This is a genomic window from Pseudonocardia zijingensis (assembly GCF_042657305.1).
GTDB classification, from domain to species: Bacteria; Actinomycetota; Actinomycetes; order Mycobacteriales; family Pseudonocardiaceae; genus Pseudonocardia; species Pseudonocardia zijingensis.
This window is the reverse complement of record NZ_JBHSKO010000006.1, coordinates 292,716-317,733: the sequence shown is the minus strand read 5'-3', so window position 1 is coordinate 317,733 and position 25,018 is coordinate 292,716. Positions and strand designations below refer to the sequence as shown.

At 69.3% G+C, this 25,018-nt stretch carries 23 protein-coding genes; 7 read left to right on the top strand and 16 right to left on the bottom strand.

Features of this window, described 5'->3' with window-relative positions; genetic code table 11:
- Positions 1-10: 10 nt before the first annotated feature.
- On the bottom strand, positions 11-1,534 hold the full coding sequence (locus ACFPL3_RS15650; protein ID WP_343941621.1) for an ABC transporter substrate-binding protein: 1,524 nt from the start codon (positions 1,532-1,534) through the stop codon (positions 11-13).
- Positions 1,535-1,611: 77 nt separating this feature from the next.
- Complete coding sequence (locus ACFPL3_RS15645; RefSeq protein WP_343941622.1) at positions 1,612-3,129, bottom strand: ABC transporter substrate-binding protein; 1,518 nt, start codon at positions 3,127-3,129, stop codon at positions 1,612-1,614.
- A gap of 166 nt (positions 3,130-3,295) precedes the next feature.
- On the opposite strand from ACFPL3_RS15645, the gene ACFPL3_RS15640 reads away from it, so the two are divergent.
- From ACFPL3_RS15640 to ACFPL3_RS15625, 4 genes are read left to right on the top strand one after another with little or no spacing between them, the layout of a single operon-like run.
- On the top strand, positions 3,296-4,249 hold the full coding sequence (locus tag ACFPL3_RS15640) for a DUF6282 family protein (RefSeq protein WP_343941623.1): 954 nt from the start codon (positions 3,296-3,298) through the stop codon (positions 4,247-4,249).
- The gene (locus ACFPL3_RS15635; RefSeq protein WP_343941624.1) at positions 4,242-5,072 is read left to right on the top strand and encodes a cupin domain-containing protein; all 831 of its coding nucleotides are present in this window, start codon (positions 4,242-4,244) and stop codon (positions 5,070-5,072) included. The genes ACFPL3_RS15640 and ACFPL3_RS15635 overlap by 8 nt, the downstream gene beginning before the upstream one ends.
- On the top strand, positions 5,069-6,229 hold the full coding sequence (locus ACFPL3_RS15630) for a thiolase domain-containing protein (RefSeq protein WP_343941625.1): 1,161 nt from the start codon (positions 5,069-5,071) through the stop codon (positions 6,227-6,229). The genes ACFPL3_RS15635 and ACFPL3_RS15630 overlap by 4 nt, the downstream gene beginning before the upstream one ends.
- Positions 6,226-6,630 carry a Zn-ribbon domain-containing OB-fold protein gene (locus ACFPL3_RS15625; RefSeq protein WP_343941626.1) on the top strand — a complete coding sequence of 135 codons (405 nt, stop codon included), beginning with the start codon at positions 6,226-6,228 and terminating at the stop codon, positions 6,628-6,630. The genes ACFPL3_RS15630 and ACFPL3_RS15625 overlap by 4 nt, the downstream gene beginning before the upstream one ends.
- A gap of 7 nt (positions 6,631-6,637) precedes the next feature.
- Here ACFPL3_RS15625 and ACFPL3_RS15620 read toward each other — a convergent pair whose 3' ends face one another.
- The 3 genes from ACFPL3_RS15620 to ACFPL3_RS15610 all read right to left on the bottom strand — a co-directional run bounded on the left by ACFPL3_RS15620 (position 6,638) and on the right by ACFPL3_RS15610 (position 8,637).
- The gene (locus ACFPL3_RS15620) at positions 6,638-7,048 is read right to left on the bottom strand and encodes a RidA family protein (RefSeq protein ID WP_343941627.1); all 411 of its coding nucleotides are present in this window, start codon (positions 7,046-7,048) and stop codon (positions 6,638-6,640) included.
- A complete protein-coding gene (locus ACFPL3_RS15615; RefSeq protein WP_379589177.1) occupies positions 7,045-7,740 on the bottom strand; it encodes an SDR family NAD(P)-dependent oxidoreductase in 696 nt (231 codons plus the stop codon). Before ACFPL3_RS15615 ends, ACFPL3_RS15620 begins: the two co-directional genes overlap by 4 nt.
- Before the next feature lie 219 nt (positions 7,741-7,959).
- Positions 7,960-8,637, bottom strand: coding sequence for an isochorismatase family protein (locus tag ACFPL3_RS15610; protein WP_379589175.1), 678 nt, complete (start codon positions 8,635-8,637; stop codon positions 7,960-7,962).
- Positions 8,638-9,453: 816 nt separating this feature from the next.
- On the opposite strand from ACFPL3_RS15610, the gene ACFPL3_RS15605 reads away from it, so the two are divergent.
- Positions 9,454-9,687, top strand: coding sequence for a hypothetical protein (locus ACFPL3_RS15605; RefSeq protein WP_343941630.1), 234 nt, complete (start codon positions 9,454-9,456; stop codon positions 9,685-9,687).
- A gap of 31 nt (positions 9,688-9,718) precedes the next feature.
- Here ACFPL3_RS15605 and ACFPL3_RS15600 read toward each other — a convergent pair whose 3' ends face one another.
- The 10 genes from ACFPL3_RS15600 to ACFPL3_RS15555 all read right to left on the bottom strand — a co-directional run bounded on the left by ACFPL3_RS15600 (position 9,719) and on the right by ACFPL3_RS15555 (position 21,579).
- Positions 9,719-10,858: a sialidase family protein gene (locus tag ACFPL3_RS15600; protein WP_379589173.1), complete on the bottom strand. Its 1,140-nt coding sequence runs from the start codon at positions 10,856-10,858 to the stop codon at positions 9,719-9,721.
- Positions 10,859-10,925: 67 nt separating this feature from the next.
- Positions 10,926-11,975: a LacI family DNA-binding transcriptional regulator gene (locus ACFPL3_RS15595; RefSeq protein ID WP_343941632.1), complete on the bottom strand. Its 1,050-nt coding sequence runs from the start codon at positions 11,973-11,975 to the stop codon at positions 10,926-10,928.
- Positions 11,976-12,056: 81 nt separating this feature from the next.
- A complete protein-coding gene (locus ACFPL3_RS15590) occupies positions 12,057-12,836 on the bottom strand; it encodes an enoyl-CoA hydratase/isomerase family protein (protein WP_343941633.1) in 780 nt (259 codons plus the stop codon).
- On the bottom strand, positions 12,827-13,813 hold the full coding sequence (locus ACFPL3_RS15585; RefSeq protein WP_343941634.1) for a dihydrodipicolinate synthase family protein: 987 nt from the start codon (positions 13,811-13,813) through the stop codon (positions 12,827-12,829). Before ACFPL3_RS15585 ends, ACFPL3_RS15590 begins: the two co-directional genes overlap by 10 nt.
- A gap of 24 nt (positions 13,814-13,837) precedes the next feature.
- Entirely contained in the window at positions 13,838-15,013 is a 1,176-nt protein-coding gene (locus ACFPL3_RS15580) for an ABC transporter ATP-binding protein (RefSeq protein ID WP_343941635.1), read from the bottom strand.
- Positions 15,014-15,015: 2 nt separating this feature from the next.
- On the bottom strand, positions 15,016-15,453 hold the full coding sequence (locus tag ACFPL3_RS15575; RefSeq protein WP_343941636.1) for a Zn-ribbon domain-containing OB-fold protein: 438 nt from the start codon (positions 15,451-15,453) through the stop codon (positions 15,016-15,018).
- Positions 15,440-16,624, bottom strand: a complete 1,185-nt coding sequence (locus ACFPL3_RS15570; RefSeq protein WP_343941637.1) for a thiolase family protein — start codon at positions 16,622-16,624, stop codon at positions 15,440-15,442. Before ACFPL3_RS15570 ends, ACFPL3_RS15575 begins: the two co-directional genes overlap by 14 nt.
- A complete protein-coding gene (locus ACFPL3_RS15565; RefSeq protein WP_343941638.1) occupies positions 16,621-18,756 on the bottom strand; it encodes an acetate--CoA ligase family protein in 2,136 nt (711 codons plus the stop codon). The genes ACFPL3_RS15570 and ACFPL3_RS15565 overlap by 4 nt, the downstream gene beginning before the upstream one ends.
- A 32-nt stretch (positions 18,757-18,788) precedes the next feature.
- Positions 18,789-19,847: an ABC transporter substrate-binding protein gene (locus tag ACFPL3_RS15560; protein WP_343941639.1), complete on the bottom strand. Its 1,059-nt coding sequence runs from the start codon at positions 19,845-19,847 to the stop codon at positions 18,789-18,791.
- A 64-nt stretch (positions 19,848-19,911) separates the two neighbouring features.
- Positions 19,912-21,579, bottom strand: a complete 1,668-nt coding sequence (locus ACFPL3_RS15555) for an ABC transporter permease (RefSeq protein ID WP_343941640.1) — start codon at positions 21,577-21,579, stop codon at positions 19,912-19,914.
- 561 nt (positions 21,580-22,140) lie between these two features.
- On the opposite strand from ACFPL3_RS15555, the gene ACFPL3_RS15550 reads away from it, so the two are divergent.
- Positions 22,141-22,656, top strand: coding sequence for a histone-like nucleoid-structuring protein Lsr2 (locus ACFPL3_RS15550; RefSeq protein ID WP_343941641.1), 516 nt, complete (start codon positions 22,141-22,143; stop codon positions 22,654-22,656).
- A gap of 9 nt (positions 22,657-22,665) precedes the next feature.
- On the opposite strand, the gene ACFPL3_RS15545 is transcribed toward ACFPL3_RS15550, so the two are convergent.
- Positions 22,666-23,484: an IclR family transcriptional regulator gene (locus ACFPL3_RS15545; protein ID WP_343941642.1), complete on the bottom strand. Its 819-nt coding sequence runs from the start codon at positions 23,482-23,484 to the stop codon at positions 22,666-22,668.
- A gap of 136 nt (positions 23,485-23,620) precedes the next feature.
- On the opposite strand from ACFPL3_RS15545, the gene ACFPL3_RS15540 reads away from it, so the two are divergent.
- Positions 23,621-25,009: a M24 family metallopeptidase gene (locus ACFPL3_RS15540; RefSeq protein WP_343941643.1), complete on the top strand. Its 1,389-nt coding sequence runs from the start codon at positions 23,621-23,623 to the stop codon at positions 25,007-25,009.
- The last annotated feature ends 9 nt before the right edge of the window (positions 25,010-25,018 follow it).

The window sequence follows — 25,018 nt, the reverse complement described above, 5'->3', positions numbered from 1 at the left end:
CGTCCTCTGATCAGGGCGTGGCCGAGGTCGTGACCTGGGTGAAGTCGAAATCACCGAGGACGGGGACCTCGAAGCCGTCGACGTTGTCGGGGAAGGCGTAGATCTGGGCGTTGACGCACAGCGGCGCCGTCGGCGCGCCGGCCTCGTAGACGCTGGTGACGATCTCGCCCAGGGCGGCCTGCTGCTTCTCCGGGTCGGTGCTGGCCCGCGCCTGCTCGAGGAGCTCGGGCACCCCGGGCTGGGAGTAGTCACCGGGGTTGTAGACGCCACCGGGCAGGTACATGTCCACGACGTACTGGGTGGGATCGGGCCGCGGGGCCATGATCAGGTTGACCTGCAGGTCGAAGTCCCCGGCCCGCGACTTCCGCGTGGCCTCGGCCTGGTCGGACACCTCGAGCTCGACCGTGATCCCGATCTTCGCCAGCTCCGCCTGCACGATCTGGGCGATGGCCTGCTGCTGCGAGCTGTTGGCGGTGACCAGCCGCAGCGGGAAGCCGCCGGGGTACCCGGCCTGCGCCAGCAGTTCCGTGGCCTGGGCGAGGTCGGGCTTCAGCTGCTCGTCGAGCGCGTCGACGTGCCCGACGAACTCACGGGCGAAGGGCTGGACGGTCGGCACACACCGGTCGGTGCCCCCGAACGCGGCCTGGGCCAGCGCCGACCTGTCGAGGGCCAGCGAGACCGCCTTGCGCACCTCCGGGTTCGCCAGGTGTTCCTCGCCGGTGTTGAGCGTGAGCTGCCAGATGCGGCCGGTCGGCCCGCTGACCACCTCGAGCCCGGCCTGCTCCGCCGCGTCGCGCATCTCCTGCGGCAGGTTGTACATGTCGATCTGCCCCGACTGCAGCGCCCGGAACTGGGTCGTCGAGTCGGGGTTCATCACGTAGACGAGCTCCTTGTTCTTGACCTGGCCGGCGTTCCAATAGCCGTCCCAGGTGACGTATCGGATCTCGTCCTGGCTGTACTTCTCCACCCGGTAGGGCCCCGCGCCGATGGGCTCGGTCGCAGCGGCCGGATCGGTCAACGATGCGGGGCTCATCATCATCCCGGCCTCGCTGGCCAGCACCCCCTCCAGCTGGCCCGCGGGCTCGGAGAGCTCCAGGCGCACGTGCGTGGGGTCGACGACCGTCACGCCGCTGACCGGGCTGAGGTTCGAGGCTCGCGCGTTGCCCGGCTCCTTCGCCGAGAGGATGTTCGCCTTCACCGCCTCGGCATCCATCGGCGAGCCGTCCTGGAACGTCACGCCCGCACGCAGCGTCAGATCGAAACTCGTGCCGTCGGCGGCGAGCGTCCACTCGGTGGCCAGGCCCGGCTCCAGGCTCCCGTCGGCGGTCCGCTTGATCAGGGCGTCGAAAACGGGCGTCAGGTAGATCGTGTCGATCGGCCCCGATTTGCGCGGATCCATCGACGACACCGGGTGCACGCCGACCCGCACCACACCGTCGTCGGATCGAGCGGCACCCCCGGAGGAACAGCCCGCGACGAACGCGCCGACGAGAACCACGCACGCCGCCGCCAGGACACCGCGGACGTTCCTCATCACGAGCCGCCTCCCCATTGATACGCGCCCCTAATGTTTAGGGAACCGTAGCATGCAGGTTTCGCACGTCAAGGGGGTCAGGAGGCGACGGAAGCCTTGCTGACCCGGGTGAAGTCGAAGTCGCCGAGAACGGGGATCTCGAAGCCGCTGACGTCGTCGGGGAAGGCGAAGTTCTGGGCGTTGATGCACAGCGGCATCGTCGGTGCGCCGTCCTCGTGGACGCTCGTGACGATCTCGGCCAGAGCGGCCTGCCGCTCCTCCCGGTCGATGTTTGCCTGTGCGTCCTCGAGGAGCTCGGCCACCCCGGGCAGGGAGTAGCCACCGGGGTTGTAGACGCCACCCGGCAGGTACATGTCCACGACGTACTGCGTCGGGTCGGGCCGCGGAGCCATGATCAGGTTGACCTGCAGGTCGAAGTCCCCGGCCCGCGACTTCCGCGTGGCCTCGGCCTGGTCGGACACCTCGAGCTCGACCGTGATCCCGACCTTCGCCAGTTCTGCCTGCACGATCTGGGCGATGGCCTGCTGCACCCCGCTGTTGCCGCTCACCAATCGGAGCGGGAAGCCCTCGGCGTGACCCGCCTGCCGCAGCAGGTCGCGGGCCTGGGCGAGGTCGGGCGCGACCTTGTCGTCCAGTTCGTCGACGTGCCCGACGAACTCGCGACCGAACGGCTGGACGGTCGGCACGCACTGGTCAGCGCTACCGAGAGCGGCCTGCGCCAGCGCCGTCCGGTCCACGGCCAGCGAGATCGCCTTGCGCACCTCCGGCTTCGCCAGGTGCTCCTCGCCGACGTTGAACGTCAACTGCCAGATGCGGCCCGTCGGCCCCGTGACCACCTCGAGGCCCGCTTGCTGCGCCGCCTCCTTCATCTCCTGCGGCAGGGCGTACATGTCGATCTGCCCCGACTGCAATGCCCGGAACTGGGTCGTCGCGTCGGGATTCATCACGAAGACGAGCGCCTCGTTCTTCACCTGACCGGCGTTCCAGTAACCGTCCCAGGCCTCGTACCGGATCTCGTCCGGGCTGTACTTCTCCACGCGGTACGGCCCCGCACCGATGGGCTTCGTCGCCGCAGCCGGATCGGTCAACGACGCCGGGCTCATCATCATCCCAGCCTCGCCGGCCAGCACTCCTTCGAGCTGCGCCGCAGGCCCGGACAACTCCAGCCGGACGTGCGTGGGATCGACCACCGTCACCCCGCTGACCGGGCTGAGGTGCAGGGCTCGCGCGTTGCCCGGCTCCTTCGCCGAGAGGATGTTCGCCTTCACCGCCTCGGCGTCCATCGGGGTCCCGTCCTGGAACGTCACGCCCTCACGCAGTGTCAGGTCGAACCTCGTCCCGTCGGCGGCGAGCTGCCACTCCGTGGCCAGCCCCGGCTCCACGCTGCCGTCGGGGGTCCGCTCGATCAACGTGTCGAAGACCGGCGTCAGGTAGACCGTGTCGATCGGGCCCGACTTGCGCGGATCCATCGATGACACCGGATGCACGCCGACCCGCACCACGCCGTCGTCGGAGCGGCCGGCACCACCCGAGGAGCAGCTCGCGACGAGAAGCAGGCTCGCCGCCACCAGGACACCGCGAACGTTCCTCTTCACGAGCCGCCTCCACGTTGATACGCGCCCCTAATATTTAGGGGACCGTAGCATGTCGCTTCCGCACGTCAAGGGCATGCGTGACACCTTGACGGGGATCGGCAGAGAAGTAAGGTAGCCATACACTTAGGTCCGCTAAGCATGCTCCGACTCACGACGAGGAGAGCCGATGGCAGAGGCCGAAGCCCGCGACGTCCTGCGAGGGGCGGTCGACCTGCACTGCCATTCGGGCCCGAACCCGCTGGCGCGCGAGTTCGACCACGTCGAGGCGGCGCAGGACGGCGCTCGCCTGGAGATGCGGGGCATCCTGGCCAAGTCGCACCACCACAACACCGTGATGGACCTGCTGGCGATGGCCGACCGGCTCGCCGGCGTCTCCACGCCGATCTTCGGCGGGATCGCCCTCAATTCGTGGGCGGGCGGCATCAACCCCGAGGCCGTCGCGATGTCACTGCGGATGGGCGGCCGGGCCGTGTGGTTCCCGACCCTGTCCAGCCACCAGCACCTGGCGCACCCACCGGGCCGGGCCACCCCGTCGCTGGTGGAGCTGCCGAACCGGGAGGTCACGATCTACGACGACCGCGGACGGCTCCTCGACGACGTCCTCCGCGTGCTCGACCACATCGCCGAAAACGATGCGCTCCTCTCCTCCGGCCACATGAGCTTCGACGAGGCGCGCGACGTGTTCACCGAGGCCCGCGCGCGCGGCGTCCGCCGCATGGTCATGAGCCATCCCAACCACGTCGTGGGCGCCTCCCCCGCCAACTGCCTGGAGCTGGTCGAACTCGGCGCCTACATCGAGCACGAAGCGGGCGCGTTCGACCCGCAGGGCGGCATCAAGTGGGATCCCGCGGTCCTGCACGAGTGGATCGACGCGGTCGGCGCCGCGCACACGGTGATCGCCTCGGACCTCGGCCAGCGCGGCCGTCCGATGCCGGTGGACGGCCTGACGCGCGTCTGCGCCACGCTGCTCGAACGCGGGGTGCCCGCCGCGGACGTGCGCACGATGACCGGCGCGAACCCGGCCTTCCTGCTCGGCGTCGACACCGAGCGCCCCCGACCCGCCGACCGCCGGCTCACCGCGGCGACCACGGCGTCCAGCGAGGAGGAAACGAGTGGGTGAATCCACCCTGGGTGCCTACTACCGCCACGACCAGGAGGACCCCGACGTGCGCGGGGACCGCACCGAGCACTGGTACGCGCCCGCCGTCAACTTCGTGGTCGAGACGATCCACGGACAGGTGGGCGCAACCTGCGCCGTCACCGATCCGAACGACGAGCACCTCGTCCTGCTGCCGGAGGGCTCGGCGGAGCTGAGCGTCTCGGCGGGCGGAACGCGCAAGCCCGCCCGGCCGGGCAGCCTGGTCGTCGTGCCGCCCGGCGAGTCCGCGATCGAGTTCCTGGACGAGGGCTACGCCTACCGCGTCTTCAGCGCGCTCTCCCCGATCCACGCCGAGACCAGACGGTTCGGGCGCCTCGCCGAGGGCGCGCCCGTCAAGCCCCTCTCGCCCGGCGCACCTCCACCCGGCGGGTACGCGTTGCGCGTCTACGACTTCGCCGACCACCCGGTCCAGCGCCCGAAGCGCGTGTTCCGGAGCGTGAACCTGATGGCGGTGTTCCTCGGCCCGATGCCACTCCCCCGCGGTGATCGGCTCAGCCCGCACTTCCACGAGGACTTCGAGCAGGCGAGCGTCGTCACCCAGGGCACCTACGTGCACCACATCCGCCGCACCTGGGGCACCGACGCCGCCGCCTGGCGCGACGACGATCACGAGCGAGTCGGAGCGCCGTCGGTCACGGTGATCCCACCGCCCGACATCCACACCTCGCAGACCGTCGAGACCGGGCCGTTCCAGCACGTCGACATCTTCGCTCCCCCGCGCGCCGACCTCGTCGCCTCCGGCGACGTGCTGAACGCCGACGGCTACCCCGGAGGGCCGGAATGAGCAGCCGCAAACCGGCGGCGTTCGTCGCGGGGGCCTTCGAGCACCCGCAGCGCCGCATCAGCGACAAGACGGTGCCGGAGGTGCTCGGCGAGGTCGTGCTCGGCGCGCTCGACGACGCCGGCCTCGGGCCCGGCGACGTCGACGGCTACTTCTGCTCCTCCGACGTGCCCGGCATGGGCGTGCTGTCCATGGCCGAGTACCTGGGCATGGACAACCTGCGCTACGGCGACTGCACGGAGGGCGGCGGCGCGTCCTACCTGTCCCACGTGGGTCACGCGTGCGCGGCGATCGCCGCCGGGAAGTGCAGCGTCGCGGTGATCTCGATGGCCGGCATCCCGAGCTCCGGGGCGCGGCACTCCTACCAGCCCGGGCCCGAGGATCCCTACGAGTCGTGGCTCGCCCGGCCCCCGGTCTCGCTCTACGCGCTCGCCGCCCAGCGGCACATGTACGAGTTCGGCACCACGAGCGAGCAACTCGCGGCGGTCAAGGTGGCCGCGTCCCGGCACGCGCAGCACAACCCACACGCCAGGTTGCCCCAGGTGGTGAGCATCGCCGAGGTGCTGGACTCGCCGCTCATCAGCGACCCCCTCCACCGCCTCGACTGCTGCATCACCTCCGACGGCGGCGGTGCCGTGGTGCTGGTGTCACCGGAGGTCGCGCGCACGCTGCCGCGGCGCGGCGCGGCCGTGCTGGGCCACGGCGAGGCGTTCAAGCACGCCAACAACGGCAGGACCGACGTCACCTTCACCGGCGCCGTGTGGTCGGCACCGGCGGCGTACGCCGAGGCCGCGGTCGGCCCGGCCGACATCAAGTACGCCTCGATCTACGACTCGTTCACGATCACCGTGCTCATGCTCCTCGAGGACCTCGGGTTCTGCGCGAAGGGCGAGGGCGGCCGGTTCGTCGGCGACGGGTCGGCCATCGGCCCCGGCGGCGCGCTCCCGGTGAACAGCGACGGTGGCGGCCTGTGCAACAACCACCCGAACTCCCGCGGCGGCATGATCCGGCTGATCGAGGCGGTGCGGCAGGTCCGCGGCGAGGCGCAGCCCGCGGTGCAGGTGCCCGATTGCGACCTGGCGCTGGTGCAAGGGGTCGGCAAATCCATCGGCAGCCGATCGTTCAGTTCGACGATCATCCTCGGAGCGGAGGGCGCGTGACCACGTCAGCGGCACGAGAGACGACGGGCAATGCGCCCGCCGACGAGTTCGCCACCCGCGCCGAGCAGGGTGAGCTGGCCCTCCAGCGCTGCCTGCGCTGCGAGGAGTGGGTCTGGTACCCCCGCCCGTTCTGCCCCGGCTGCGGCGGCCGCGATCTCGAGTGGCGGCAGACCAGCGGACGGGGCACGGTCTACTCCTTCACCGTGCTGCGCCGCCCGCCCCGCGGCTACGGCGACGATGCCCCGTACGTGCTCGCCTACGTGGAGCTCGACGAGGGTCCGCGGCTGCTGACCCAGCTCGTGGTCACCGGCAGCGAGCCCGTCCGGGTCGGGCTGCCGGTGACCGCAGAGACCGGTGCCGCGGAGGACGGTTCGGCCGTCGTCCGCTTCCGGCCCTCCTGAGCGGGGCTCAGCCGGGCAGGGCGGCGAGGGCCTCGAACTCCACGAGCGAGTCGTCCGACATCAGCTGCGCGATGACCATGGTCGAGGCCGGGTACGGCGCCCTGGAGAACCAGCGCGCCCGGGCCCGGCCGACCGCGGCGGCGTGGGCGCGGTCGCTGATGAAGACGGAGATCTTGATGACGTCGTCGATGCTGCCGCCGGCGGCCTTGAGCAGGCCGTCGATCGCACCGAGGATGTGATCGGCCTGCGCCTCCGCATCGCCCGGCGCCACGGGCTTGCCGTCGCCGTCCTTCGCGGTGAGACCGCTGACGACGACCAGGCGCGCGCCGGCCGGCACGACGAACGCCGACGTGAGCGGAGCCGGCATCGAGAGCGCGTCGACGCTCAGCGGCATCGCTCCCACCGCCTCGCCGCTCACGCGAACACCTTCGGGGTGCGGGGAAGCGTGCCCTCGCGCGTGACGATGGAGTTCGTCATCGTGGCGTCGTCGGACAGCAGGAACATCACCGGGCCGACCGCGTCCTCGGGCCGATCGAGCGTCGAAAAATCGGCGCCGGGATTCGCCGCGCGGTACTGCGGGGTGTCGATGATCCCGGGTCGGCAGAGGTTGACCCGCACACCGTACGGCGCGATCTCCTTGGCGAAGCTGCGAGCGAATCCGGCCACCGCACCCTTCGACGCCGCATACGGAGTGGAGTTGGGCTTGCCGATCTCGACGACCCCGGAGGCGAAATAGACGATCGAACCGCTGTTCTGCCGCGCCATCACCGGCGCCACCGCTTTCGACATCCACACCACCCCGGCCACGTTCACGTCGAACACCGCGGACAACGTCTCCGGCGTCAACTCCAGCACAGGAACGATCGGCTGGACGATGGCGCAGCACACGAGGCCGTCGATGCGCCCGTGATCGGCCATGATCTGCTCGACCGTCGCCAGCACCTCGTCGTGGTTCGCCACGTCGAGAGTGCGGAACGTGATGTTCACGTGCTCGTCGGCCACCGCCTTTCCCGCGTTCTCGTCGAGATCGAGGACCACGACGCGCGCACCCGCCTTCGCGGCCTCCCGCGCCGTGACCGCACCGATCCCGTTGGCGCCGCCGGTGATCACCACTACTCGGCCGGAGAAGTCATACCCGTGAACCACACCCACCCCCTGATCGCTATGATTAGGGAGCCTAACTGTCCGTCGGCGCATTGCCAACAGGTCGTCGACGAGGGCGCACCGCGACGCCCGTCCGAGCGCTCACACACCACCTCGGGCACTCACACACCGACTGCAACCGATGTGCCGGCACCACAACCTATGTGCGAGCCCGCGGCGCGGGCCTCATTTACTGGCGCCGCCGGCGATCATCCCGAGCGCGTCGGCCGTCGATCGGACGTCACCGAAGGTGCGGTAGACCGTCCGCAGCGTCGCGTTGTGGACCGAGTCGCGGACGTCCGCCGTACCGTCAGCGACGAACACGACGCGGTAGCCGAGGGTCGCGGCGTCGCGAGCGGTCGACTCGCAGCAGACGCTCGTCACCACACCCGTGATCAGGAGGGTGTCGACGTCCCGATCGGCCAGGCCCGCGGGGAGGGTCGACCGCCCCGGGAAGAACGCGCTCGATGCCGACTTCTCGGCCCAGACATCGCCGGCCCGCGCGTCGAGCTCGTGCCACAAACGCTCCCGCGGGGATCCGACACCACCGGACGCGGCGAACATCGCGGCAACGGAATCGCCGAAGAACCCGACAGCCCAGTCCGACGGCGGGCCGACGGCGGGTAGCACCCACGCCACCGTCCCGCCGGCATCGCGCAACGCACCGGCCAGGGCGTTGATGTTCGGCACGACACCGCGGAAGTAGGGCCCGGCGTCCGCGAAGAACGGCACCATGTCCACCACGACCAGCGCGGTACGCGCCGGATCGAGGTCGTCATAGGCGTAGCGGCGCCCCCGCCTGGCCTCCTGACGCGCGTACTCACGTCCCTCGATCGACCAGTCGTGAGGCCGCGGTGCGGCCATCCCCCCGTCATCCACCCGACGAATGTGCCAGAACCCGGGTTGATCGCACTCAGGTGGATGAACATGAAAAGCGAGGTCACGTTCGCATCCCTGGCCGTCGCCGGTGCCTGCCGACACGTCCGGCGTTCCTGAACGCCTCCGGCGGCGCCGCGCATCGTGCAGGGCCGCTCCTCCCGGGCATCCGCGTGGGCAGGCAGGGCCTGCCCGGTGGGCGCGCGGCGCCACCGGCGACCGGTCCCGCGGCCATGATCACGGCTTTGGCGCATTCCCGGGCGTTTTCGACACGGGAATGCGCCAACTCTCCGATCATGGGCCAAATTTGCGCCCCGAGGGCCTCGATCAAGGGGAAATGGTCGCTAGATGATCTCCAAGAGCGACCGTTTCGCCTTGATCGCCGCGAAACCTTCGGCTCCTCCCCAAGGGAAGCCGCCTCCTGGTGGCGCCGCGCGCCGACGGGGCAGGCCCCTGGCCTGCCCGCGAAGCCTGCCTTAGGGGCCGCAGAGGCTCGCAGCTCAAGGGTCCGCGCAGCGGATCGCGAAGCGAGGCGCAGCGCCCTTGACCGGCGAGGAGCGGTCCCGCACGATGCGCGGCGCCGCCAGGAGACCCAGGAACGATGGCATGATCATTGCTTTGGCGCATTAGCGGGCGAAATCGACCCGGGAATGCGCCAACTCTGTGATCATGGCTCCCCGGCACTCGTGTTCGGGCGCGCGTCCCGACGAACGACGCGTCGGGCACCGGGGCACGTCGTGAACCAGCAGCCCCGGCCCTCCGTGTGGGTCTATAGCCGGCGCGCGTACCGAACGGAGCTCGAGGTTGCCCGACACCCCCCTCATCGCCAGCCCGCAGTCCTACCCGCTCCTCTGCATCAACGAGCTCGACATGTGCTACTTCGTGGTCGGATGGACCGCCACGGGCACACCGGTCGGTGTCCCCGAGTCCGAGCTCGCGGCCATGGGCCACACCACCACGGGTGCCAGGGAGATCAAGGGCGGCGGCAAACTCACCTACGAGATGCCGAGGATGAACGTCTCCGCCACGGACACCTGATCACTGCGCTCAGCGAGCACGTCCTGCCGTCTCACTCCGGCGAGAACCGGGTCTGCGCGATGTGCCGGACGCCCCCGTTCATCTGGATCGGGTCGTCCTGCCGGTTGAAGTAGTAGATCGCCAGGCACGTGCCGGGCTCGATCTCTCGGACCCGCGGGTAGCCGAGGTCCCAGCTTCCCCCGTCCTGACGCAGGATGACCTCGGAACCCCAGGTCCTCCCCCCGTCCAGGCTGACCCGATAGCGGATCCCGTACGGAGGCAGGCGGTATCCGTACACGCAGACGATCCGGCCGTCGCCCAGCTCGCAGATGTCCCCCGGCGCTCCCCAGTCGTTCACTCGCGACAGGAAGTGCCAGGTGCGCCCGCCGTCCTCGCTCTCGAACAACTCCGTCCACAGGACGCTGGTGGGGTCCTGTTGGCAGCGCATGGACGCGATCAGCCGCCCGTCCCGCAGCGCGAGGGGGCGGGGGTAGAAGTAGCGGTGCGCCCCGAAGCGGGGCGAGCCGGACCGGTCGCTCACCGCCTGCCCGTCGTCGCGTTCGGGCGTCATGAACGAGAGGAAGTGCCAGTCGACGCCGTCGGCGCTCGCATAGAGCAACGGCCGCCGCTTCCAACCGTTCTCGGTCACGGCCGTCAGCGCCAGAAGGCCCATCCCGTCGGCACGCACCGCGAACGAGCCCTGTCCCGACAGCGACGGGATCCCGCGCAGCTTCGGGAGCAGCACGGGCCGCCGCCACACGCGTCCGCCGTCCGTCGACATCGTCAGCCACGGATCGGCGTTCGGCACGAACAAGGCCGGTACCCCACCGCTCGCCACGAGGACGTCCGGGTCGAGGAAGTTCACCGGGCCCTCGGGCGAATGCGTGGCCGCCCCGCCTGATCTGATCGCGTCCGCACTCGACGACAGGTCGAAGATCTCCGTGAACGTCTCCGGATCCCACGTCTCACCGTTGTCGTACGAGCGGACGCCGACGACATGACCTCGGGAGACCGCGATGTTGTCGTGGTGGATGTCGGCCGCATCGGAGTAGTTCGCAGGTATGCACTTGAAAGCGGCAACCAGCGAACCGTCACCGGTCTTCCAGAACCCGGAGATGAACGGCATGCCACAGAATTTGTCGTCCGCGCGATAGACAATGCCATTCCGAGCATTGCTCGACGCGCGCGGCACCCGCAATCGACTCAGCATTACCTCTCCCCACAGATTTGGCGCTAATCGGCGAAAGTTGGCGGATCAATCAATGCGTTCGCGGCGCTGTACCGACCGATGCGCCGGCGACGACAGCGGGAGGCAGCGGGGAGAATTCATCGACCTCGACGCCACGAACCCTCGAGGCGATGAAGTCCGTGGCGGCCTGCGCATGATCGGACAGCCGGACGTCCACGGTCGTCAGCGAGGGCGACGAGAACGCCGCGAGGCGGGTGTTGCCGACCCCGATCACCGACACGTCCTCCGGAACCCGCTTCCCGATCGCCGCGAGGCCACTCATGACGCCGATCGCCATCGAATCCGCCGTCGCCAGCACGGCGGTGGTCTCCGGATGATCCGCCAGGAGTTGGCGAGCCGCCGCGAACCCCGCCTGTGGCGAATGCTCGGCGTGCCCGATGCGCGCGTGGACCCCCGCGCGCCGCAACACGCCTTCGATGCCGACCAGTCGCTGGTTCGTGGCCTCACTGGACGTCGACCCGGTGACGACCGCGATCTCCGTGTGCCTCCGCTCCAGGATGTGCTCCGCCATCAGGGCGCCGACCGCCACGTTGTCGGCGGTGAAGGCCGGGACGTCGATCGTCCGCGGCGACAACGTCGCGACGACCACTCCCGCGGCCGTGATCTGCTGGATGAGCGCAGAGAACTCGTCGGCATGCGTTCGCTGGTCGAACCCACCACCCGCGAGGATCAACCCCGCGACCCGTTGTTCCCACAGTTGCCGGCAGTGCTTGATCTCCAACTCCGGGGACCGCTGCATGTTGGAGACGATGGCCATCATCGAATGCTTCGACTCGGCCCGCACGGTGACGGCCTCCGCGATGTCGGCGAAGTAGGGGTCGAGGATTTCCCCGATCACACAGCCGATGATGTTCCCACCACCACGCCGCAGGTTCCGGGCGACCATGTTCGGCACGTAATTCAGTTCTGCCGCAGCAGCCCGCACCCGCGCTGCCAGCCGTCGGTCGACCGACGACTCCGCCCGCATGACCCGAGCGGCGGTGGCCAACGAAACCCCTGCCCGCTCGGCGACATCAGCCAGCGTCGCCTGCTTACGACGCCGGCTTCCTTGCTGTGCCACCCTTACTCCTATCGCGTCGTCCGCCAGGACGACCCCCGACTTCCTGCGCGGCCCGAGCACCCGATGCCCGAGCCGGTTGGCTCATCGTCCCCGGAAACTCGGGGACCGCCCCTCGCTGAACGCGCGCCGGCCTTCGATCCGATCCTCGGTGTCGCGCAGGCTACCCCACACGAATGTCTCCAGTTCCAGCGCCGACGCCAACGGCAGGCCGACCCCTTCCCGCACGACACGTTTCGCAGCGCGAACTGCCAGCGGTGCGTTCTGCGCAATTCGGGATGCGATCTCCCGGGCGCGTGGCATCAGCTCGTCGGGTGGTGTGACTTCATTCACCAGACCCGAATCCAACGCCTTCCCCGAGTCGATCCGATCCCCGGTCAGCAACATGTACATGGCGAGCGAATGCGGGATCACGCGCGGGAGGTGCTGAGTGCCGCCTCCGCCCGGGATCGTGCCGTGGCGCACCTCCGCGAGACCGAATTCGGCATTGGTCGAGGCGATGCGGATGTCGCAGGCCACCGCGATCTCGAGTCCGCCACCGATCGCGAATCCGTTGATGGCGCAGATGACCGGCTTCGGCAGGCCCAGCAACCCCGTGAGCAGGTGTTGTGGCCGCGTGGAGTTGAACGTGACCTCCGCGAAGCTCTCCGCGGGCGGCATCGTCCGCTTCAGATCGGCGCCGGCACAGAACGCCCGCTCGCCCGCTCCGGTGAGCAGCGCCACCCGGACATCATCGTCATCCGCGATTCGCTGCCACGTGGCGTGGAGGCTCGCCCGCATGTCCGGATCGATCGCGTTGCGCGCCTCCGGCCGGTTCAGGGTGACCTCGGCAACCCCGTCCGTGACGACGACATCTACCGGCACGTCTCTCCTCCTGTCAGGCCCGACTTCTCGAGCGCGGCGGCGATGAGTTGCTTCCGTTCTTCGGTGACCGGGACGCACGGCGGGCGGACCCGTGACGACGGGATCACGCCCAGCTGCACGAGGGCCTCCTTGGTGGCACTCGCCTCGCTCTCGATGCCGCGGGGGATCTGGTTCTCGAACACCGCGTCCATGAGGGGAAGGCAGCTTCGGTTGAACAGGCCGCGAGCCTCGTCCAGCGGACCCTCGCGCACGAGTCTCAGCAGCTCCGCCCACAGCGACGGCTGGATGGCGCCGATACCGATCAGGGCGCCGTGGCTACCGTGAAGGAGCATCCCGAGAAGGCCGGGGGCATCCGTGGCCGCCAGGATCCTGCTCTTGCCGGACAACGCCTCCCACAGGTCGATGTACGACGAGACCTCCACCGAGGCCGCCTTGATCGCCACCACGTGTTCGAGTTCGGTCAGTCGCGCGAGGACCTCCAGCGAGTACGCGGTTCCGGTGAAGCCCGGGTACTGGTGCACCACCATCGGGAGCCCGACGCGCTCGTCGAGGGACCGGAAGAAGTGCAGGACCGAGTCCGGATTGGCCGCGAGACGGCGGTAGGGCCGGACGTCGATCGGCGGCAGCACCAGGAGCCCGTCGGCTCCCGCCGCCTTGGCCTGGAGCCCCTGCTCCACCAGATCGTCGACGTGGTGACCCATGATCCCGGTCATCACGAGCTGCCCCGGGCGTCGCACACCACGAGCGACGGAGACCACCTCGATCCGCTCCTCCGGCGACAACGCCAGGAGTTCACCGATGTGACCGTTGACCACGAGGCCGCGGACGCCGTCCGCGTCCGACGTGGCACCGAGGTGCGCCTCCAGCGCCGACACATCGATCTTGAGATCGCCGTCGAACGGCGTGATCGTCGCAGGATAGAGACCGGACAGTTCTATTGCTGCCATGAGCGGGAGGTAGCCCTTCTTCGCCGTCAACGGGATTGCTGCTGTGTTTCCTGCTCAGGCGTGCACGACCGGTGGTGACGCGCTCGGCCGCACTCCCGGGGCCGCTCCCGGCAGTTGTCCGCGGACGATCCGGCAGGCCTCGGGCGGGGCGGTCACGGACACGTACTCCGCGGTGACCCGCCGGTGCGCCGGCGCCGACGCGGTCATCGAGACGTCTCCGACCTGCAGCGAGTAGATGACCTGTTCACCGAGGTAGGCCGTGCTCTTGACGCGTGCCACCCACTGGTTCGGTCCGCTCGCCTCGCCGGTGTCGACGAGCAGCGAGCTCGGCCGGATGAGGACCGACGCCTCGGGCAGGCTGTCCGCACCCTCCTCGAGGGCCATCGCCGAGTGCACGCACCGCACCTCGCCGAGGGCCGTGGTCGCGACGGCCGTTCCCGCGTCGCTGCGGACCTCCGACGTCGGGAGCAGGTTGACCGGCCCGATGAAGTCGGCGACGAACACGTCCGCGGGCCGCTCGTAGATCTCTTCCGGTGGGCCGGCCTGCACGACGACGCCTGCCCGCATCACCAGCGTGCGGTCCGACAGCGTCAGCGCCTCCTCACGGTCGTGGGTGACGTACAGCGCCGCGAACCCGAGCCGCTGCTGCAGCTCCCGGAGCTCGAGCCGCATCCGTTCGCGGAGCTTCGCGTCCAGGTTGCTCAGCGGTTCGTCGAACAGGAGCAGGTCGGGCTCGTAGACCAGCGTCCGCGCGAGTGCGACCCGCTGCTGCTGCCCACCACTGAGCTCCGAGGGGTAGCGGCCCGCGAGATGGGCGCAGTCCATCACCTCGAGCATGCGGTCGACGCGGTCCTTGATCTCGCTGCGCCTGCTCTTGTCCGCTCTTCCGACACCGTGCTTCAGGGGGAAGGCGATGTTGTCCGCCACGGTCATGTGCGGCCACACCGCGTACGACTGGAACACCATGCCCAGTCCCCGCTTCTCAGGGGGGACGTAGGTGCCGGTCGCGGAGGAGTACACGGTGTCGCCGCCGATCTCGATGACACCGCTCGTCGGGATCTCCAGGCCCGCGATCGCGCGCAGGGTGGTGGTCTTCCCGCAACCACTCGGACCGAGGAGGCAGACGAACTCGCCCTGCTCGAGGGTGAGATCGAGGTTGTCGACCGCTTTCGTGACGCGTCCGTTCGAGACGAATTCCTTCGTCAGCCCTCGGACGTTGACGACGGGCATCGTCACTCCCTTCGATCAGCCGCTTCGGCCGGCTTCCATTGGATGAGCGTGAATTCCGGATCCGAGCCCGCCCGGGCGAAACACGCGACAAGCGGCAGGTCGAATTCGAGGGCCGACGGTTCGACGTCCACGATCGTGCCCATGACTCGTGCCGGTGGGTCGACCAGGGAGATGATCCCGACGGCGTAGGGGGTGTCCCGATAGCCCGGGGCGGTCGGGTGACCGACAACCGTCCAGCTGAAGAGATGTCCCCGTGCCTCGTGTTCCTCCCACCCGAAGGAGGCGCTCCGGCATCGGAGGCAGAACGCGCGCGGCGGCCAGCTGATCCGCTGGCACGTCGCGCACCGCGGGAGCACCAGCTTCCCGGCGGCCGCGCCCGACCAGTAGGGCTCGAAGAGCGGGTCGGTCAGATCGGGCGCCGGCACGTCACGAAGATCCACTTTGCCTCCCCAGTACCGAGATCGATCCGTCACCGAGGTTTCCCCAGCCGGTCACGGCGATGTGGCGGGCGCCGTCGACCTGCCGCGCACCGCACGTGTGCCGCAGCTGGCGCGCCGCCTCGACGACGTGGTTCAGGCCGACCATGTGGCCCTCGGAGAGCAGGCCGCCGTGCGTGTTCACCGGGAGCCTGCCGCCGAGCCGGATACCGTCCTCGGCGATCAGCCGGCCGATGGTGTCCGGCGTCGCGAAACCCGCTGCCTCGAGTTGGTGGGCGACCTCGAACGTGAAGCAGTCGTAGACCATCGCCGCGTCCATGTCCTCGGGCGCGAGCCCGATCGAGTCCCAGAGCCGGCGCGCCGCCTTCTCGAGGCCCACCGCCAGGAACGGATCGCGGCTGAGGAAGTCGTCCGGCGGGTCGGCGTGTCCCTCGGCGGTGCCCAGGATCGCCACCGCGGGCCGGCCCTCGCGTTCCCGGCCCGGCTGCGCCGAGACGATGACGGCACACGCGCCGTCCGTCTCGAGGCAGCAGTCGTAGAGGAGGTACGGTTCGGCGATCACGCGGCCGGACAGGTAGGTCTCCAGGTCGAGCGGCCGCCCGTACATCTGCGCATCCGGGTTGAGGTTGGCGTGCGCCCGGGCCGCCAGCGCGATCTCCGCCAGGTGCGCCCGCGTCAGGTCGTACTCGTGCATGTACCGCCGGCACAGGAACGCATACCGCTGGGACGGGGTGTTGCAGCCGACCACGTACTCGAGGTTCCGGCGGATGTGCTGCGACGGCAGGTGCGATTTCCGCTCCGCCTTGCGACGTCCTCCGGAGCTCCCCTTCATGGCACGGATCAACAGGACGTTCTCGGCTGCACCGCCGAGCACGTACAACGACGCCATCTGCAGCGCCGATACCGCGCTGGCACCTCCGATGTCGATGATCGCCCGCAACCCGACGTCGGGCAGCCCCATGTGGGAGATGACCTCGTCCGTGCCGATGTGGCCGTGGTAGACGATGATCCCGTCGATCTCGCCCACCTGGATCCCCGCGTCCTCGGCGGCGGCCGAGATGGCGTGCGCAGCGAGCTCCTCGACGGTGCGGTCCGCCTTCTTCGTGTACCTCGTGTTCCCGACGCCGCGGACGTACGCGTGCTCGCCGGAGCGCCGGGCCCTGCCGCTCGTCACGCCGACCACACCGCTCGGGCGTCGACCACGACAGCGCCGCGGCGGCCCACCATGACCGGATTCAGGTCGGCTTCCTGCAGCCGGCTCCCCCGGGACAGTCCCCACTCCGCGTACCGGTGCAGCAGATCGATCAGCGCCGTCCGGTCGCAGGGCGGCGCCCCGCGGTAGCCGTCCAGGAGGCGGTTCAGCATGGGGTGGCGATCGACGAGGTCGGCGAGCCCCGTCCTCGTCGTCGGCAGCACGGTGGTCTCGATGCCCCCGCCGTACAGTTCCGCGCCGACCCCACCGACGCCGATCGCCAGGATGAGGCCGAACGACGGATCCCGCTTGAGCCCGACGAGGACCTCGACACCGTCTGCCATCGACTGGACGATCACCCGCGGATCGGCGAGGCGTTCACCTTCCGCGATCCGGGTGAGCCGTGCGAGCTGGACCCTGAGCTCGTCGACGTTCGCGACACCGATCGCCACGGCACCCTTGTCGGTCTTGTGGGAGAGCTGGGGCGAGTCGAGCTTGACCGCGACGGGGAAGCCCGCCTCGGCCGCCAGGCGCTCGACCTCCGCCGCGTCGAGGCCGTCCGATCGCATCGACCGGACGCACGGGACACCCGAGGAGGTCAACGAGTCGATGCACTCGCCTGCCGTCCAGATCTCGCCACCGGTCGCGTGGGCGGTTTCCGGCGGCTCCACCTGTTCCGGCGTTGCGGCGAGGAGCTCCACGAGCTCTGCGCCGGACCGTCCGTCCCGGCCGTTGCGCCGGAACTGCGCGCTGGCCTCCGCCGCCAGAACGGCCCGGGCCGGATCCGGGAAGGCGTTGATGCCGGCCGACTCCAGGACAGCGGCGACCTGGCTGCTGATCCCCACCCACCCCACGTACAGCTCCTGGGGGATCTCGCTGCGGACGGCGGCGAGCGCCTCCGCCACGGGCAACGCCAGGGTGCCGCCGGCGCCGGTCGAGATCAGGAAACTGTCGATCGTCGAGTCGTCCGCCATCACGCGCAGCAGCCGGGGGAAGAGCTCGGGGTCGGCCCACGATCCCGTGACGTCGACCGGGTTCTGGAGATCGTGCTGGCCGGAAAGGCGTTCGAGCTCCGACCGGATGTCGTCGCTCAGCGGCGGCACCGTCCAGCCGAGGCTGCTCAGGTGGTCCACGGTGTACGCGCCGGATCCGCCCGACGAGGTGAGGACCACCGCGCGACGCCGATGCGGGATCGTGCTCCGGTGCACGGCCTGCTCGGCCAGCACCTTGGCCGTGTCGTAGAACCGCTCGAACGTCGGCACGCGGATCAGCCCGCTCTCGGCGGCGACCGCCCGGAAGGCCTCCTCCGCTCCGGCCATCCGACCGGTGTGGGTGTGAACCGCCTGCCGCCCGACGGCCGAGAGGCCCGTCTGCAACAGGATCACCGGCTTGCCGAGCACCCGTGCCCGCAGGGCGGCCCGGCGGAAGCGGGGACCGTCCGCCACACCCTCGACGAAGAGGGCGATCACCTTCGTGTCCGGGTCCTCGACCACGTGTTCGAACAGGGTCTCCAGCGACTCAGCGGCCTCGTCTCCCGTGCTGATGAGCCAGCTGTAGCCGAGGCGGCCGTGCCGGTTGATCTCCAGGAGGTACGAGATGGACGATCCGCTCTGGGAGATCATGCCCAGGGGGCCCGGCCTCAGCGCACCGTCGTGAGCCCCGGAAGCGAAGCTGCCGTTGAGCCTCGCGGTGCCCGAGAGCACACCCATCGAGTTCGGCCCGATGATCCGCATCGGATACCGGTCGGCGATCTCGCGGATCGTGGCGTGGAAGCTCGTTCGTGCAGCATCGCCGCCCGACTCCCTCGTCACGATCACACAGGTGGCCACCCCCAGCTCCCCCGCCTCGACGAGAACATCCGGTACAGCGGCCACCGGGGTGGCGATGAGGACCGTGTCGGGCACCTGCGGCAGGTTGGTCAACTTGCCGAACGCCGGAACGCCCATGATCTGGCCGCCCTCATAACGGGGGTTCACGGCATACGCGGTGATGTCGGAGCCGGCGTCGAGCAGATTGCGCAGGAGCCGGGCACCGTAGTAGTTCTTGCCGCCCAGCTCCGATGCACCGACCACAGCGACGATCCGGGGCGGCTCGAGACCGTTGTCAACGCTCATCGCACTTCCCGCTGTCATGGGATGCACGCCGATCAACGCGCACGGCCGAGCAGGTTCAGGATCGGCTCGTAGTTCGCGGCAGCCTTCTGGATGTCCGGGACGTAGATGGACTCGGGCATCTCCAGCGTCCCCGGCAGGTCGAGCACGGAGTTCGCCTTCCGGTCACCGGCCACCGCGAGCTGCCCCTCCTCGCTCATCGCGAAGTCCAGGAACACGCGAGCAGCATTGGGATGTGGCGCGTCGGCAGCGACGAAGATCGAGTTGAAGAACGTCGGAGCCGGATCGAGCACCACGTAGTCGACCGGTGCCCCGCTGTCGATCAGGTCTTCCGCCTTGTGGGTGAAGGTCGCACCGACGGCCGACTCACCACCGGCGACGCTCTCGGCGAGCGTGGTCGCGGAATCCCAGACGCGCGGGTTGAGATCCTTGATCCTCGTGATGAAGGACTCGCCGTAGTTCTCCAGGTAGAGCTGGTACAGGTTGGTGTGCGAGTCGGTGTCCGGACGCGGCAGGAAGACCGCCATCCGGTCCCGCCAGCGCGGGTCGGCCATGTCCTCCCAGCTGCGCGGGACCTCCTCCGGAGACACCAGGTCGGTGTTGTAGATGACGCAGAGCACCGTCGGCATCAGAACGGCGACGCCGTCCTTCCAGTACGCCGGGTCCCACTTCTCCGCGCTCGGCAGGGCGACGTCGGTGGCGACGATCCCGTCGGCGATCGCGTCGCGGAGCCACAGCGGGCTCGTCAAGGTCACCGAATCAGCGATCCAGTTGCCCGCATCGCGATCGTTCTGCATGCGCTCCTGGAGCGCTGCCGAGGCACCGGACCCGGGGCGGTACACATCGACGTTGATCTCCGGGTACTTCTCGGCGAAAGCGGTGGTGAGCCGATCGATGATCTCTTGGCTGATGGACATGTAGAGCTGCACTTCGCCCTCGGTCCTGGCTGCTGCCACGACGTCGGCCCACTCCGTGGGGACCGGTAGGCGCTCCTTCGTGCCGCCACCACAGGCGGTGATCGCGAGGCTGAGCGCAAGACCGAGCACGATCCACAGACGGGAGCGCCTTCTCAGGAAGGTGGGGCGGCTCGTCATCGGTTTCCTCCTGTGCTGCCGTCGACGGTCTTGTTCGGGGCGACGCTGTGGGGAATGCGGGTGGTCATCGCGCCCCCGATCTGTGGCCGAAGCGCTGCACCAGAACGGTGAGTACGGCGCACAAGGCGATGACGACGACGCTGAAGGCCGCGAGTCGTGGCACGTCCCCGTTCCCCCAGAGGTCGAGGAGCACGATCGACACGACGGGGGTCTGCGGGCTCGCGATGAGCACCGACGCGGAGACCTCCCGCGTCATCAGGACGAAGAGGAAGATCCAGCCTCCGGCGATGAGCGGGGCGACGAGGGGCAGCACGATCCGGCGGAACGTGGTCGTCCATCCGGCACCGCAGACGAAGGACGCCTCGTCCATCTCGGAGCCGACCTGCTGGAAGGCCGCGGTCGCGGTGCGCGTGCCCTGCGGCAGCAGGTGCGCGACGTAGGCGATGATCAGGAGTGCGTTCGTGCCGTAGAGGGCGATCGGCGGGCCGAGGTAGATCATGAGGAGCCCGGCGCCCAACACGGTGGCGGGCACCGCCGCCGGGAAGGTCGCGAGGTAGTCCAGTGCACGCCGCCCCTTCACCCGGCCCCGCACCACGATGAAGGCGATCAGCACCGACAGCAGCATTCCCAGGGTGGCGCCGACGAAGCTCAGGTAGCCGCTGTTGAAGATCGACTCGACCGTCCTGTTGTACCCGTCGAACACCCATCGGAAATTGTCGAGGGTGAGACCGTCGAAGCCGACCGTCGGCGCCCAGTAGGTCCGGACCGACAGATTCACGAGAGCGAACATCGGCAGGATGACCGCGATCACGACGTAACTGATCACACAGGCGAACAATGGCCACCGCCACGGACCCAGTGCGAGTCGAGTGCGGCGCAGACCCTTTCCTCCCATGGTGACGAAACGGGCACTGCGGCGCAGCAGCCGGCGCTGGATCCACAACACGACCATCGTGACCACCACCATGATCGAGCTGAGCACGGCGGCCGGCTCGAGTTCACGGGGATAACGGCGCAGCATGTCGTAGATGAGGGTCGTGTACACCTCGACGTTCCCGGTTCGGCCGATGAGGGCGGGGATCGAGAACTGGGCGATCGCCGTGATGAAGGCCAGCAGCGCCCCGGCCGTGATGGCCGGTCGCAGCAGCGGAAGGGTGACGCGCCAGAGCACCGTGAGCATCGGCGCGCCCGCCGTTCGGGCCGCCTCTTCGTACGAGCTGTCGTACTGGCGGAACGCGTTCGCGATCATGAGGTACACGTACGGCGTGATGTACAGGCCGACGACCGCCGTGACGCCCCAGACGTTGTAGATGTCGAAGGGACCGGTCGTCTTCCCGGTGATGCTCCGGATCGCCGCGTTGATCAGACCTGCCTGCGGCGCGAGCAGGACCACCCACGCGACGGCACCGACCACCGGCGGGAAGAAGAGCGGCATGACCGGGATGACGGTGAGCCATCGGGCGAAGGGCAGGTCGGTGCGCGAGACCAGCCACGCCAGCCCGACGCCGATCACCACCGCTATCACCGTGGCCCCCACCACGACGATGGCCGTGTTCACCGTGGCCGAGAGAACGAGCGGGGAAAGCAGGGTGTCCCGGTACCAGTGCAGCGTGAAACCGTCGTCGGAGAGCACGCTGTTGGAAAAGATGCCGATGCTCGGCGCCACCACGGAGAAGGCGACGAATCCGGCGACGACGACGAAGATCGCGAGCGGCCACTGGTGCGATCCCACCCGCCATCGCCGCGATTTCGTCGGCGGCGGCACGACCCTGCTTTCGACAATCAAGAACGTCACCTGCTCCCTTGCAGTGAGGGCGAACAGAACCGCCCGACAGCGACGTCTCGGAACCCCGGCGCGACTCTCGGGTAAACGGCGAGACAACGTTGTCTCGAATTAGAGCACCACCCCCCCGTGGACGTCAAGCCTCGCCGCGTCGCACCCGTCCGAGCCGGCCGCTCACACACCACCTCGGGCACCCACACACCGACTGCAACCGGTGTGCCGGCACCACAACCGATGTGCGAGCACCCGTGGCCGGCTCAACGCCTCGGGTTCAACGGCTCCCGGACGAGCGCTTGATCACGACGTGGACGACGTCGCGGTGACCGACACCCACGGAGACCGGGACCAGGCCCGTTCGATCCATCAACACCACCAGGGGAATCCGCCGTCCGGTCGGGGATGATCGGCCGGAAAAAGGGCAAACTGGAGGAGAGAACCACCCGGATCGAGCCGGATGCGGATGGTTCCCGACCGCCTACGCAGAGCAGTTGAAGCATTGGACGGAATGCGATGGCTGAGAAGATCGCGGTCCGCTGGGTCGACGACCTCACGGGCGAGGAGGTTCCGGACACCGAGATCCAGACCGTGCAGTTCGGTCTGGACGGCGCGGAGTACGAGATCGACCTCGGGCCGGAGAACGCGCAGCGACTGCGCTCGACGCTGGCCGAGTTCGCCGCGGCGGCGCGGAGGGCCCGGTCGAGGAGGACGTCCCGCACGGCGCGGTCCCGCACGGCGCCGGCTCCCCGCTCCACGGAGAGCACCGGAGCCCGTGCCTGGCTCAAGGCCAACGGGTACGAGGTCGCCGAGCGTGGCCGCATCCCGCAGCACCTCCTCGACGTCTGGCGGCAGCACAAGGACAACCCGCAGAGCGACGACGCCCAGGAGGACCCGGAGGCGGGCGAGCTGGACACGAGCGACGCCGCGGTCCTGGCCTGGCACGAGGCCAAGGGCTACAAGGTCCCGGCCAGCGGGAAGGTGAACGGGCTCATGCGGCACCGGTACCTCAAGGAGCACGGCGCCGCGTGAGCCGAGGGCTCAGGCGATCAGGTCGGAGGTCGCCTCGGTCGGTGCGAGCTTCAACGCCAGCGTCGCGACCAGGTCGTCGCGTGCGTTGAACAGCAGGCTCCGGCGCTCGGGCGTCCGGTACAGCTCGATCAGACGCTGCGACGGCGTGCTGACGACGATCGCGACCGGCGGCGAGTGCGGCGAGGTGACCGGGATCGCGATCGCCGAGATCCCCTTGTTGATGCTCTCGACGCACCGGGCGAACCCGCGCCTGCGCGTGTTCTCGAGCTCGTCGAGCAGGATCCGGTACTCGCGGTCGGAGAGCTGCGATCCACGGGCTTCGGCGGCCGGGCTGCGGTAGAGGCTCTCCACCTGCGCCTCCGGCAGCAGCGCGAGCAGCGCCCGCCCGGCCGCGCTGAGGTGGGCGGGCAGCACGTTCCCGGTGCGCTCGGGGACGTGGTCGGAATCCTCCGGCTCGACGGAGAGCAGGACGCGGGTGTGCACGCCGACGCGGGTGGCGAGGCACACCGTCTCCGCGTAGTCGCGGGCCAGGGCGTCGATCGTGGGGTGGGCGAGCTTCTGGATGTCGCGCGCCACCTCCGACGAGATGACGGGTGCGCTGAGCGCGGGCCCGGCGCAGTAGCGCCGCTGGTCGTCCTGCACTGCGAACCCGTGGAAGACGAGCATCGCCATGATCCGGTGCGCCGTGGAGTCGGCGATGCCCAGCATCTTGGCGACGTCCGAGACCCGCGCGGAGCCGAAGTCGCGCAGGATGTGGATGGCTCTGAGGGCGTTGTCGATCGAGTTCACGGAGTACGTCGGCTTCTGGTACTCGACGTTGATCGGCATGATGACCTCGCCCTCTGGGACCGGAGGAGACGGTAGTCGCGGTTTCCGCCGAGGAGAAGTTCGGCTCCTGCGCGGCCCCGCGCGCTGACGATGAGACGCAACGGCAGCTCAGAAGTCGACCAGAAATCGAGGACCCGTGACCACGGAAGCCAACGAGAACATCGAGTTCGTCACCGGAATCCCTGCGACGCTCGGACCCGAGGTCAGGGCGCTCGGCCTCCTCCCCCCGTTCCCGCCGCACCCCATCCCGAAGGGCGCGAAGCCGTCCAAGGTGCCCGGCGACCACCACCCCCACCTGAGCGTGGCGGAGCGGGACCGGCGCTGGGACGCGCTGCGCAAGGACATGCTGATGGCGGGCGTCGACGCGCTCGTGCTGCTCGGCAACGACATCTACTGGGACATGGGGATCGCGAACATCCGCTACCTCACGGGCACCGGCGCGAAGATGGGGTCGAGCGCCCTCTTCTTCCTGGACCGGGACCCGGTGCTCTACAACGCGGTGGCCCACATGAGCCAGCCCTTCCACTTCCAGGAGGCGCTGCACGGCTGGGTGGACGACATCCGCATCGGCCACGGGATCCCCGAGCTCGCCGCCGAGCTGAAGGACCGCGGGCTCGGCCGCGCACGGCTGGGCCTGGTGGGGTTCTCCTCGACGATCCAGACGACGTCCACGATCCTCTCCGGCGAGCAGGCGGCGCTCGAGGCGCTCCTCCCGGACGCGCAACTGATCGATTTCGGGTACGCGTTCCAGCGGCTGCGCGTCCGCAAGAGCGAGGAGGAGATCGAGATGCTCCGCCGTGCGGCGGGGGTCGCGGAGAAGACCATCGACGCGCTCGTGGACGCCGCGGCCGCCGGCGCCACCGAGGCGGAGGTCTACGCCGAGATGATCCGGACGCAGATCGCGAACGGTGGCGAGCCGAACGTCTTCAACCTGTTCGCCTCCGGTCCCGCCGAGCACCCGGACAGCGAGCTGTGGCACCTGCTGCACGGATCCGACCAGCCCATGGTCCCGACGACCCGCCCGCTGAACGAGGGCGACCTCATCGTGGCGGAGTGGCACACCAAGTGGGGCGGCTACCTCGTGCACACCGAGTACAGCTGCCACATCGGACCCCGGGTGCCCGAGCCGCTGTACCGGCTGTTCGACGTCGCGCTGGAGTGCTTCGAGGCGAGCCGGACCGCGCTCGTGCCGGGCAAGACGATCGACGAGGCGTTGCGTGAGATCCGCAAGCCCGCGGCCGATGCGGGGATCGACTGGATCGAGCTCGGCTTCCACGCGATGGGGCTGGCCTCGCCGGAGTTCCCCACGGTCGTCTACGCGCCGGGTTACGGATCGAACTCCCTCAACGGCGCGGGGATCGGTCACCTCGTGCTCGAGGAGGGGATGCACTTCGGCAACAACATCGACCTCCACGACCGGTCGTGGCGATCCGACGTCGGCCTGATGTACGGGGGGAGCATGGTCGTGCGCCCGGGCGGCGCCGAGGTGCTGGTCAACCCGCCGAAGGTGCTCGGGGTCAGCTGATCGGTAGTG

Bases quoted from the DNA above. Each gene is read 5' to 3' on its own strand.
- ACFPL3_RS15650 (WP_343941621.1), bottom strand. From the start codon at position 1,534: ATGAGGAACGTCCGCGGTGTCCTGGCGGCGGCGTGCGTGGTTCTCGTC.
- ACFPL3_RS15640 (WP_343941623.1), top strand. From the start codon at position 3,296: ATGGCAGAGGCCGAAGCCCGCGACGTCCTGCGAGGGGCGGTCGACCTG.
- ACFPL3_RS15630 (WP_343941625.1), top strand. From the start codon at position 5,069: ATGAGCAGCCGCAAACCGGCGGCGTTCGTCGCGGGGGCCTTCGAGCAC.
- ACFPL3_RS15610 (WP_379589175.1), bottom strand. From the start codon at position 8,637: ATGGCCGCACCGCGGCCTCACGACTGGTCGATCGAGGGACGTGAGTAC.
- ACFPL3_RS15580 (WP_343941635.1), bottom strand. From the start codon at position 15,013: ATGCCCGTCGTCAACGTCCGAGGGCTGACGAAGGAATTCGTCTCGAAC.
- ACFPL3_RS15565 (WP_343941638.1), bottom strand. From the start codon at position 18,756: ATGAGCGTTGACAACGGTCTCGAGCCGCCCCGGATCGTCGCTGTGGTC.
- ACFPL3_RS15560 (WP_343941639.1), bottom strand. From the start codon at position 19,847: ATGACGAGCCGCCCCACCTTCCTGAGAAGGCGCTCCCGTCTGTGGATC.
- ACFPL3_RS15550 (WP_343941641.1), top strand. From the start codon at position 22,141: ATGGCTGAGAAGATCGCGGTCCGCTGGGTCGACGACCTCACGGGCGAG.
- ACFPL3_RS15545 (WP_343941642.1), bottom strand. From the start codon at position 23,484: ATGCCGATCAACGTCGAGTACCAGAAGCCGACGTACTCCGTGAACTCG.